This window comes from Magnetococcales bacterium, from assembly GCA_015232395.1.
GTDB lineage: Bacteria > Pseudomonadota > Magnetococcia > Magnetococcales > JADFZT01 > JADFZT01.
Map to the genome: position 1 here is coordinate 47916 of JADFZT010000023.1, position 11459 is coordinate 59374.

The 11459-nt window shown below is 57.6% G+C and carries 9 protein-coding genes, 1 rRNA gene and 1 pseudogene; 6 read left to right on the forward strand and 5 right to left on the reverse strand.

All coding sequences use genetic code 11. The features are described 5' to 3' along the window. Positions 1–73: 73 nt before the first annotated feature. Together HQL52_08770 and HQL52_08775 are read right to left on the reverse strand one after the other, a co-directional pair. A complete protein-coding gene (locus HQL52_08770; protein ID MBF0369534.1) occupies positions 74–295 on the reverse strand; it encodes a ferrous iron transport protein A in 222 nt (73 codons plus the stop codon). Positions 296–490: 195 nt separating this feature from the next. After that, on the reverse strand, positions 491–1807 hold the full coding sequence (locus HQL52_08775) for an SO_0444 family Cu/Zn efflux transporter (protein MBF0369535.1): 1317 nt from the start codon (positions 1805–1807) through the stop codon (positions 491–493). A gap of 130 nt (positions 1808–1937) precedes the next feature. On the opposite strand from HQL52_08775, the gene HQL52_08780 reads away from it, so the two are divergent. Continuing rightward, positions 1938–2390: a helix-turn-helix domain-containing protein gene (locus HQL52_08780; protein ID MBF0369536.1), complete on the forward strand. Its 453-nt coding sequence runs from the start codon at positions 1938–1940 to the stop codon at positions 2388–2390. Positions 2391–2434: 44 nt separating this feature from the next. On the opposite strand, the gene HQL52_08785 is transcribed toward HQL52_08780, so the two are convergent. Further along, positions 2435–5041 (reverse strand): CHASE2 domain-containing protein, encoded by a 2607-nt coding sequence (locus HQL52_08785; protein ID MBF0369537.1) that lies wholly within the window; start codon positions 5039–5041, stop codon positions 2435–2437. 309 nt (positions 5042–5350) lie between these two features. Here HQL52_08785 and HQL52_08790 point away from each other — a divergent pair. The 5 genes and pseudogenes from HQL52_08790 to moaA all read left to right on the forward strand — a co-directional run bounded on the left by HQL52_08790 (position 5351) and on the right by moaA (position 9348). Next, positions 5351–5779, forward strand: a pseudogene (locus HQL52_08790) (molybdenum cofactor biosynthesis protein MoaE). A gap of 189 nt (positions 5780–5968) precedes the next feature. After that, a complete protein-coding gene (locus HQL52_08795; GenBank protein ID MBF0369538.1) occupies positions 5969–6436 on the forward strand; it encodes a MogA/MoaB family molybdenum cofactor biosynthesis protein in 468 nt (155 codons plus the stop codon). Positions 6437–6651: 215 nt separating this feature from the next. Beyond that, on the forward strand, positions 6652–7863 hold the full coding sequence (locus HQL52_08800) for a molybdopterin molybdotransferase MoeA (protein ID MBF0369539.1): 1212 nt from the start codon (positions 6652–6654) through the stop codon (positions 7861–7863). Continuing rightward, positions 7856–8353, forward strand: coding sequence for a cyclic pyranopterin monophosphate synthase MoaC (moaC, locus tag HQL52_08805; protein MBF0369540.1), 498 nt, complete (start codon positions 7856–7858; stop codon positions 8351–8353). The genes HQL52_08800 and moaC overlap by 8 nt, the downstream gene beginning before the upstream one ends. Beyond that, positions 8353–9348: a GTP 3',8-cyclase MoaA gene (gene moaA, locus HQL52_08810; protein ID MBF0369541.1), complete on the forward strand. Its 996-nt coding sequence runs from the start codon at positions 8353–8355 to the stop codon at positions 9346–9348. The genes moaC and moaA overlap by 1 nt, the downstream gene beginning before the upstream one ends. Positions 9349–9701: 353 nt before the next feature. On the opposite strand, the gene moeB is transcribed toward moaA, so the two are convergent. Further along, positions 9702–10469: a molybdopterin-synthase adenylyltransferase MoeB gene (moeB, locus tag HQL52_08815; GenBank protein ID MBF0369542.1), complete on the reverse strand. Its 768-nt coding sequence runs from the start codon at positions 10467–10469 to the stop codon at positions 9702–9704. 889 nt (positions 10470–11358) lie between these two features. Beyond that, positions 11359–11459, reverse strand: a 23S ribosomal RNA gene (locus tag HQL52_08820); the annotation flags it as partial.

Genomic DNA, 11459 nt, shown 5'->3' on the forward strand with positions numbered 1-11459 from the left:
GATGCTTTGCAGCTTAACGCCCTATGGATCAGGGCGTTAAGCTGCTATGTCAGGAGAAGGTCGAAACGATTGGTCAGGAGTCGACCAGGATGTTTCTCGCGTCTTCGTTGCGGATGGTGAGGCGGTAACCCAGGATGGAATAGATACGGGGATCCCCCATGGGGGCTTTTACTTCCAACGAAATTTCTTTGCCTTTGACGATCCCCAGGGCCATCAACCGCCGCTTACTGGTTTCGTCTCCCATCAGGCGATGGATTTTGGCGGTTTCTCCATTTTTCAAGTCGGCAAGGGTCACGTTGGGCCTCCACGATGGTTGAACTGGATGCGTGCGGATTCAAGCCTGATTTGAGCTTGAAAGTCGCAGGCATGATCAAAGAGCCTTGTTGGTCAATGGTGGCAGCTAACTGCGAATCAATCTTGCTACCATCCGCTTCTTTACTATCATTGGCTCATTTTATTGTCAACCATGAATGATGGCGTTTGTAACATTTTATGATGATTCCATGACAACGGCCCCAGGCTGGTTGAAGAAGCCCTGTTTTTTGAGAAAAGTACGCAGGGTGAGCCCAACCAGAAGCACGGTGGAGGAGCCGCTCAACCACAGAGGAACCGCATCTTCCTGGGCTGAGGCCATGGGCGCTTCGATCACCAGGTTCCAGTGAAGAGCGATCCAGTCGATGAGAAGCCCGAACCCGACGGCACTCAGGAGAATGCCCAGCACATAGGCCGCCATGATCTTCCAGCCCAGCTCCCGGCCGATGATCCCCAAGGGGGCGATGTTGGTGGCGGGGCCTGCGATGAGAAAAGCCAGGGCCATGCCCGGGGTGAGGCCGCTATAGAGCATGGCGGCGGCCAGTGGGGTGGAGGCGGTGGCGCAGACATAGACCGGAATGGAGGCCACCACGATCAGGAGCATGGCCATTATCCCGCCATCGGCATACTGGTGCAGGTCACCGGGAGGTAACCAGGTCATCACTGCCGCAGCCAGAAGCAATCCTACCCCAAGCCACAGGGCCAGATCATCCCAAAGATCGGTGAGGGCGTAGCGCACGCCCAGCTCAAAGCGCCTCCAAACCGAAAGCTTTTTGAAATCCATCTCGGGGGCCGAACTGCCACAACAGCCACCACTGGAGCAGGCCGATTCACTCTTTTTTTCCGTTGGGGCTGGGTTGGTTTCCATGGCTGGGCCGGGGGCTTGGCTGCTGTTTTGGCTCTCCAAAATAGGCATGGTGGCGCACCCCCCTTCATCCCGGGTCATGATGGGAATGGTGTTGCCACTCCCCAGGGCCATGATGGGGATGGCCGTGCTTCTGGTTGCGTAGCCGGATGGCGCGGCAACAGTGGATTGTACCGCCACAGGAATGGGCTTGGGAGCTGCGGGCTTGGGGAGCTGTTGTGGGGCTTCTTCCTTATCCACCAGCAGGGTCAAAAATCCCGAAAGCAGGGCGCTCAGGATGGCGGTGATGGGGCGGATGATGGTCATGATGGGGCCCAGCATAATCCACGAAACCGCTACGGAATCAACGCCGGTTTCCGGAGTGGCCACCAAAAAAGAGACCGTGGCTGGTTTTGACGCCCCATTGCGCCTCAACCCCAAAGCCATGGGAATCACCGAGCAGGAACAGAGGGGCAGGGGGGCACCGATCAGGGCACCTCTCAGGATGGGGCCGCTTCCCTTCCCCCCCAGCCAGCGGCTGATGGTACTTTCAGGAATCCAATATTTGATAAACCCCGCAGCGAGCAGTCCCCCCACCAGCCAGGGGGCCATGTCCAGGGTGAGATCCAGCAGATTGTTCAGGTAAGACATCGGGTTCTCCATGGGGTTCATTTACAACTTGTTAACGTAACCGGGGTCAATCCAGGCTGTTTTCGTCTGGATTGGGGTCACTCTTTCCGTTACGGTACAACCTACAGTAGCTTTAGGTTCAAGGGAAAAAATGCAAATGAGAACACGAATCCAAATCGGTAAGCTTGCCAAGGCGGGGGGGTGCAAGGTGCAGACCATTCGCTACTATGAAGAAATCGGGCTCCTGGAACCCCCCATGCGTTCCTCCGGCAACCAGCGCATCTATGCCCAACACCATCTGGATCGGCTGGTTTTTATCCGCCACTGCCGGGATCTGGGCTTTCCCCTGGATCGTATCCGCAAGCTGTTGGCTCTCAACGACGATAGTGAGCGTGCCTGCGAGGAGGTGGAGGAGATCGCCCGGGAGCAGTTGGGGGAGGTGGAGCGCAAGATATCGATTTTGAATGGCCTGAAGTTGGAACTGGAGCGGATTATCAACAGTTGCAGTGGATTGGGGCCTGCCGGGGATTGCGAAATCATCCAGGCGCTGGCGGATCACAGCGCCTGTTTTTCCAACCATCATGAGGGGGATGAGAAAGGGTGAAGGAGGGGTGGCGCTCTGATGGAGCTTTGAGTTGTCAGGGGGGATCAGGCGGGGGGCTTCTTGGGTTTTTTCTTGACCACACTTTTAACACACGCCACCAGATCCCGGGTCATCAAGCTCCCCTTTTGATAGCGATCTTCAGGCTCTTTTTCCAGCAATCGATTGATCACCTGCTCCAAACAGGGGGGTAGCCCCGGTCGGTGAGTGCGAACGCCGGGGGCGGGCTGGCGGGTGATCTGAAACAGCGTGCTGGCCAGATCATCCCCATGGAAGGGGCGTCGACCGGTGAGAAGCTGATAGAAGAGGGTGCCCAGGGAAAAAAGATCCGAGCGGCCATCCACCTTGGCGCCGGCGATCTGCTCCGGGGACATATAATGGGGTGTGCCCATGACGTGTCCGGTGCGGGTTTGGCCAATATTGCTTTCGGTCAGGCGGGCAATGCCAAAATCGGTCACCTTCACATCCCCGCTTTCCGGGTCGTAGAGGACGTTGGCCGGCTTGATATCCCGATGGACGACGCCGTTTTTGTGGGCATAATCCAACGCCATCGCCACCTTGGCCATGATCTGAATCAGCCGTGTCAGGGGCAGGAGGTCGCCTTCCTGGGTGTAGCGCTCCAGATTGTGGCCCGGCAAAAAGGCCATGGCGATATAGGCCACATCCTGCTCTTCGCCGCTGTCGTGGATGGTGACGATGTTGGGATGGTTGAGGCGTCCAGCGCTTTCAGCCTCCCGGAAAAAGCGTGTCTTGGCGTTCTGAAGATCCTCTCCGGCAAATTCATCTCCCAAGGGTAGGGTTTTGATCGCCACCGTCCGATTGATCTTTGGATCCCGCCCCTGGTAAACCACCCCCATGGCCCCGCGTCCCAGCTCTTTTTCGATGATGTAGCGCCCCAACATCGGTTTTTGTACATCGGATACCCCTTCCGTATCCGGGGTCGGGAGCAGGGTGTTGGCCCCGGTGGAGGCGGGGCCTGGCATCAGGTTGCTGGAGAGGGCATCGGTGCGTTCCAGGCGCTCTGCCACATCCCGAAAACCGGGGGCGTGGTCGAGGATGGTGCGGTAGGCGGAGGAGGCCTTGGCATATTGGCGTTTGCGTTCAAAATCCAGGGCCAGATGGAAATAAATTTCCATCAGGGTTTCGTCCGGTGGGCACTTGCGAAACTTTTCAAAAGCCAGATCCAACTGCCCCTGCCCCTGAAAAACCAGTCCCAGGAGACGATTGTTTTCAGCGGATTCGGCGGCAAAAGTGCGATGGTTTCGCTCTGATGCGAGAAATCCCCGGGTGGTAAAGAGGGGATAGCCGATGGCCAGGAGCAGCAGAGGCCCCATCAGCTGAAGCCATAGAGAGGTGGCCACCATCAGATAAAAGTGTGTGCCGACAAGCCCCAGCCCGATCAGCAGGCTGATGATCGCCGCTCCCCCCGGTGACAACCTGGGCAGAACACCGGCCAAAAAGAGCAATAGCGCCAGATAGAGCCCGAGCTTGGCTGGAAAGCCCCAGGAGGGAATGGTAAAGCGGTCCAGGTTGAGGAGGGATTCCACCCCGTGAGCCAAGAGCGTGACTGGAGCCATGGCGGGGGAGAGTGGTGTTGCAAAGTGACCTGCCAGACCGGGAGCCGTCACGCCGATCAAGACGATGCGATCCCGATATTTTCCGGCTTTGATCCGACCGTTCAGAAGATCGACAAAGGAGTCCACCGGGAAGGGGTGGTCGTTTCTGGGGTCTGAATAAAAATAGGGGTTGAAACGGCGTTGGTGGTTGGTGGGTAGCTGCAGATTGCCCAGCTGAATGGTGCCATCGGGATGGAGATGAATATCACTGGCAGACAGGTTTAATGCCCGGGCGGCAGTGAGTAGAGTCAGGGAGGGAAAAAAATCTCCCTGGAAGGAAACAACCAGGGGCAGGCTGCGCAGGCTGCCATCGGAATCCAGCGCCAAAACCTGTGCGCCAACACCAGCCGCCGCCCGTCCCAATTGGGCCATCGGGGGAGTGGCTGCCCGGGCCATGAGGGGTTGGGCCACTTCGGGAATGGGTTCGGCTGGAGGGGGGATGGTGTGGCGGTGAAGATAGTCATCCAGGGGCTTGGTTGGGGCTTGGGTGGGTAGTCCCGGAATGAAGGTGCCTCCCAGCACCACATTGCCCGCTTCGCGCAGGGCGTTGGCCAGCTGCCGGTCGGTGTCGAGCTTTTGGATGGCGTCGGTCAAAATACGACTCAAAACCCGGCTGTCCCGGACCATGGCCATCTGGTTGTCGGCTTCCTCATCGCCTTTTTTCGGGCTCATTTGATGCAGGCTGGAACTCTGGAGAAAACCGAGGGCGCGGGTCAGGTGAGCGAGTCCCGGATCATTTTGGGCTTCCAGAAACAGGACATTTTCCACCACCACCTTGGGTTTGCCTTGGGCCAGTTTGTTGATCAGACGGGCATGGGTATCCCGGGGCCAAGGCCAACGACCCAGTTCAGAGATGCTCTTTTCATCGATGGCGAGGATGGAGATGGGGTGTTTTGGCGGACGGGCACTCAGCTGCACCCCCCAGTCATAGGCGGTGCGTTCCAGGCCCTGGATCAGGTCTCCCTGATCGTTGGCCACCAGAAAAAGAGTGAGGGCAAGTCCCAAAAGCCAGGGATTACGCCAAAAACGAATTGTCATGAGCCGCATTCTATACCCGGATTCCCGCCAATACCATTGTTCCTTTGCGCCCCTCCAAGGTTGTGATTCCAAGCAGGAACAGGCTACGTGATCGGGGAGAGGATATTTCGGTATTTTTGGTGGGAGTGCTCCCCCCGGTTATTCGAACCCGTCGTAGAATAGTGTCGAGAGTGGGGTGAGATTGTTGGTCGGCCTGTTTTTCAGTTCCTGTGAATACCGCCAGCGCTTTTTTTCATCCAGCGTAAACGATAAGATGGCGGTTTGCTGAAAGTCACTTTTTAAGTCGAGAGAGCGCTTGCCGCCACATCCATGATCAGAATTCAAAAAGAAGATTTTTCCGTAGAAGAGGAAACCGCTGCCCTGATTCAAGATTCCACCGTGGTGGGCGGGGTGGTGAGTTTTGTGGGCACGGTACGGGATTATGTGGATGACTCCCGGGTGGTGGCCATGGAGCTGGAACACTATCCCGGCATGACCGAATCGGAGTTGGAAAAGATCGAAGTGGCTGCCCGGGTTCGGTTTGGTGTGGAAGAGATTTCCGTGGTCCATCGGGTGGGGCGCCTGGGGGTAGGTGAAAACATCGTTCTGGTGATCGCTGCCGCCCGCCATCGGGCCGACGCCTTCGATGCCTGCCGTTATATGATCGACCATCTTAAAATTCACGCCACCTTCTGGAAAAAAGAGTATCTTGATAGTGGGGAGACCCAGTGGGTCAAAGGGTGTCCCGGCTGTGAAGCCGCAGCCAGCCAGTGGTCCGATCTGGGGGCGGTGGCCCATGCCCACGACCGTCCAGTGGAGGCAGCGGCTACCCCGGAGCAAAAAACGTCGGATTCCAACCACCAAGAGAGTGCACTCAAGCCATCATCAGAAAAAAATCACCACCCTGGAGATACCCATCACCATGGGGGAAAGGCGACCTGGTCTGGATTGCGAGTGGGTATTTTAACCCTTTCCGACAGCCGCAACCGCCAATCCGACAAGAGCGGAGATGCCTTGGAAGGGATGGTGCTGGGGTTGGGGGCCATGGTCGCCGCCCGGGAAATTTTGCCGGATGAACAGATTCGGATTCAGGAATGTCTTCTGGAGTGGAGTGATACCTCCCACCTCAACCTGATTCTCACCACCGGTGGCACAGGTCCCGGCCCCCGGGATGTCACCCCGGAAGCCACCCGCCAGGTGTGTGATCGGGAGCTGCCTGGGTTTAGTGAATTTATCCGCGCTGAAGGATTGAAACAGGTCCGTTCAGCACTCCTTACCCGGGGGGTGGCGGCTTTTCGGGGGCAGACCCTGGTGGTCAACCTGCCCGGCTCCACCCGGGGGGCGGTGCACTCCCTGGAAGCCGTTTCAGATCTCATCCCCCACGCCCTGCGGATGGCTCGGGGGGGGGGACACTGACGCACCCGTTTGGTTGAGGCCCCGGCAGGTTGTTGGCGTTGTGGCAGGTTGGTTGGCGTCCTGGTGGGCATTCCAGCACTCCTCGGCAGGTATCACGGCATACCCCCGGTAGGCATCACGGCAGACACTTGGTATTAACCAGCACGAAATACCGATCCCGGCTTGGTCTTTTCCCGGGGTATTATCTGACTACGAAAAAAGGATTGGATCCAGCGATGATCTCATTTTCCGATGCCCGAAAACAGGTCATGGAACAGGTAAAGCCCATCACCGATATCGAGCAGGTGGCTGTTGCAGATGCCTTGGGCAGGGTGCTGGCCGCCCCGGCCAAGGCGCTCATCGATGTGCCCAACCACGACAACTCCGCGATGGATGGCTATGGGGTGCGCTTCAAGGATCTTTCATTGGATCAGCCAGTGGGGCTTGAAGTGATAGCGGACCTGCCCGCCGGGGATCGGTTGACCAAGCCCCTGGGGGGTGGCGAAGCGGTGCGGATCATGACCGGCGCCCCCATCCCCGACGGTTGCGACTGCATCGTCATCCAGGAGGTGGTGACCTGGGAGGCGGGGGGGCAGTTGATGGTGCCTCCTGGTCAAAAAAAGGCTCAGCACATTCGTCGGGCAGGGGAAGATATCGCCAAAGGGGAGAAGGTGCTTCCGGCAGGGCGGCGTTTGGGCCCTGCTGATTTGGGGCTTCTCACCTCCCTGGGACTGGTCGAGGTGGCCTGTTATCGCAAACCCCGGGTGGCGCTACTCTCCACCGGCAACGAAGTGGTGGAGGCGGGGACGCCCCTCAAGCCCGGCCAGGTCTATGATTCCAATCGTTCCTCCCTGCGGGGGGCGCTGCAATCCCTGGGCGTTGATATCATCGATCTGGGCCTGGTCCAGGACGACCGCAAAGCCATTACCGATATTTTGGCCCGAGGGGGAGAAGAAGCCGATGCGGTCATCTCCACCGGTGGGGTTTCGGTGGGGGATTACGACCTGATCAAGGAGGTGTTGATCAATCAGGGCCAGATTCATTTTTGGAAGGTCTCCATGAAACCCGGCAAGCCCCAGGCCTATGGCCGTTTGGGCAAGGCCCTCTTTTTTGGCCTGCCGGGCAACCCCGTCTCGGGGCTGGTGGTTTTTCTGCTCATGGTGCGTCCTGCGCTGATCGAGATGATGGGGGCCACACCGGAACCGGAGCGAATCTTGAGACTGCCTTTCAAGGGGAGCCATCGGAAAAAACATGGCCGTATGGATTTTGTCCGGGGCGTGGTGCACTTTGATGGCCGAAAAGCGCCCTGGGTGGAGACCACCGGTCCCCAGGGGTCGGGGATATTGACCTCCATGTCCAAAGCCAACGCCTTCATCGTGCTCCCGGAAGGCCCGGTCAAACTGAAAGATGGAGATGAGGTGTCCGTACTCATGATCGACTATGGCTGATGAAAAACGTTTGACCCATTTTGACGAAACCGGCGCTTCCCGGATGGTGGACGTCTCTGCCAAGGGGGTCACCGAGCGGCTGGCGGTGGCGGTGGGCCAGGTGGTCATGGCCCCGGAAACCTTTCGCCTGGTCATGGATCGGGGGATGGCCAAGGGGGATGTGCTGGAGGTGGCCCGCATTGCAGGCATCATGGGGGCCAAGCGGGTGGATATGTTGATTCCCCTCTGTCACCAACTGGCTTTGACCTCGGTAAAAGTGGCCTTTGAGCCCCACTCCGAAACCGCCACCATCGGCATCGAGGCCCGGGTAAAGACCGCCGGACGCACCGGTGTGGAGATGGAGGCCCTGACGGCGGTATCGGTGACGGCTCTGACGATCTATGACATGTGCAAGGCGGTGGACCGGGATATGCGGATTGAAGGCATTCGGCTGATGGAAAAAGTGGGCGGCAAGTCCGGCCATTATCTCAGATCCCAAGAGACTGGCTGATGCCCCTGGTCGATACCTTTGGCAGAACCATCCGCTACCTGCGGGTTTCGGTTACCGACCGCTGCAATTTTCGCTGTCACTATTGTCGCCCGGCTGAGGGGATTGCCTTGGCTGAGCAGGAGGAAATTCTCTCCCTGGAGGAGATGGCGCGACTGGTGCGGCTCTTTACCGAACTGGGGGTGGAGCGGGTGCGCTTGACGGGGGGGGAACCTCTCCTGCGTCGCAACGTGATGGAGCTGATTGAAACACTGGGGGCACTCCCCGGTCTGGAGGATCTTTCCCTCTCCACCAACGCCTTGCTCCTGGCCCGCCATGCCCGGGGGCTGCGGGAGGCGGGGGTGGGGCGGGTCAATATTTCCCTGGATTCCCTCAATCCGGAAACCTTTTTCACCATCACCCGCAATGGCCGCCTGGATACGGTATTGGCCGGGATCGATGCTGCCGTGGCTGCGGGTTTGGGGCCGGTCAAGGTGAATATGGTGGTGATGCGGGGGATCAACGATTCCGAAATCACCGCCATGGTGGACTTTGCCCGGGAAAAAGGGGTGATTTTGCGTTTTATCGAGACCATGCCGGTGGGGGAGGCGGGTCAGGAGGTGGTGGATCGCTTCATGCCTGCTGAGGAAATATTGCAAGTGGTCAAAGAGCACGCTGGCAGCGAGTTGATTCCGGTCAAAATTTCCCGGGGGGCGGGGCCCGCACGCTATTATCGTATCTCTGGAAGTACCGCTGAAGTCGGGGTGATCTCCGCTCTTTCCCAACACTTTTGTGAGGGGTGCAACCGGGTGCGTCTTACCTCCCAGGGCTCTCTGGTGCTCTGTTTGGGGCGGGTGGATTCGGTGGATCTGAAGACCCCCCTGCGCAATGGGGCCAGCGATGAAGAGATGAAAACCCGGATTCAGGCCGCCATCGATACCAAACCCATGGGTCATCAGTTCGATGCCGAGACCCCCAAATCAGGCTCCAACCATCGCATGTCCGCTTTGGGGGGATGATTTTTCCCGAACCTCCACTCTCCCTTTAAACCATTCCTGCCCCTACGTTTGCCCTGGTATAGCAGAGTTCTGTCTCAAAATTGAACACTCTTCCCTGACGCGTCATCCCCGCGAAGGCGGGGATCCAGTGAGCTGATGATTGCCCTCAAGGAAAGACCAGATCTTCAAGAAAGGCCGGTGTTTTGCTGAAAGTGATACAAGATTTTGGAAAGGTTCGCGCCAGCCCCTCTGGATTCCCGCATTCGCGAGAATGACGGCAAAAATGCAACGGCATATGTCCAATTCTTGATTTGAATGGCTATAGTGGCGACCGGATTTCCCCTTCATTTTCAGCCGCTCCGCTCCTGCAGCTCTTAGCCCTTTTTTCCTCCACAGAGGGGACAATCGGGATTTTTGGGGATCTGAATGCGGTGATAGATGCCGTCCAGGGCGTTGATGAGCAGCATGAATCCGGCAAGACTCTGACCGATACCCAAAATCTCTTTGATGGTTTCCGTCGCCTGAATCGTACCCACCAACCCGGGGAGTGCGCCCAATACCCCAGCGGTTGAGCAGGTGGGGGCGGTGCCAGGGGCTGGTGGGGTGGGAAAGAGGCAGGCGTAACAGGGGGCTTTGGCATCGATTCCGTGACGGAAGGTGGCGACTTGCCCTTCAAAGCCCAGCACGGCTCCTGAGATCAACGTTTTTTTCTCCTGTAGGCACGCTTCATTGATCAGGTGGCGGGTGGCAAAATTATCGCTGCCATCCACCACCAGGTCGCACTCGGCAATCCATTCCCGGACATTTTCGGCATTCACCCGGCCTTCCCGGGGAATCACGGTGACATCGCTGTTCAAGGCGGCGATGGCCCGGGTGGCGGAGTGGACCTTGGGAGTGCCGACGGATTGGCGGGTGTGGATAATTTGCCGTTGCAGATTGGAAAGATCCACCCGGTCGTGATCGGCGATGACCAGGGTGCCTACCCCGGCGGCGGCCAGGTAGAGCGCCACCGGGGAGCCGAGTCCCCCAGCCCCCAGAAGAAACACCTTGGCAGCCAGGAGTTTTTCCTGGCCAACCCCGCCAATTTCCCGCAACAGGATTTGCCGGGAATAACGATCAATTTGGGTGTCGGAAAGAGGCATGGGCGTCAACGGTTCTTTGGGCTGGAGGAGAGCGGGCCGGGAGATCCAAAAAAAACACCAGTGTAAAACATTCTGCGCCTGTTTGGGAGAGATGTGGCTGTTGCGAGAGGGGCTTATGTTGTCGACAACGCCAGATCGGTCCGGGTCTGATTGAATGTGGTGCGGGGATTGGCAGAAATGAGTGGAAAGGGGGTGGGAATATACGGCCAGGATGAGAGCTGGAGGCTCTTAAGGGTATTGCGGATGGTGGCCTGGGGAAACAAAGGGAGGTCAATGGATCTGATTGGAAATGGCTGGAGGGAGCTATCAGCTTGGTAGCGTTTGCCAGGCAAGAGTCTGTTTGATGGGTCAATAGTCTGTTTGATGGGTCAATATTTTTTATATTTGGAGACCACCACGCCTATGATGGAAGTTTGATGATTTATCTCGGTGAGGGGGTAGCGGTGGTTCAGTGGTTTGAGATATCGGCGTTCACCATCAAGGATGAGTTGTACTTGCCAAGACTTGATCTGACAGATGTAGGATATTCCTAGGTTCGAAAATGTTCGTTGGGCAACCCATTCACCAGGGAAGCATAAAGTGGGCGCTCCACCTTTGAGCGTGGCCCCACCCCCCGGACCCCCGATGACCACCCCTGACCGCCAAAACCGGCTCCGCCGGCGGCCAGGGGTGACCATGGTAACCAGGGGGTCAACCCCATCTCAAAGGTCGTTCGTCCATTTATATTCCCGGGCGACTGCGATGCTTGTGTCAATGCTGAGTCACTGTGAATCATGCAGCAACCTTCCTGTCTGTCTGGTGAAGTCTTTCCAAAACCTTATCCTGTGCCAGTTTCTTGCTGTCCAGGAAGGTCTGCATAGGAGTCTTACCATAGCAATATTTTCCTGTGTGTGTTCTCTCATTGTTATACAGGGGGGAAATCGTTACGCCATTCGTGCAGGTCGGAACTTACCCGACAAGGAATTTCGCTACCTTAGGACCGTTATAGTT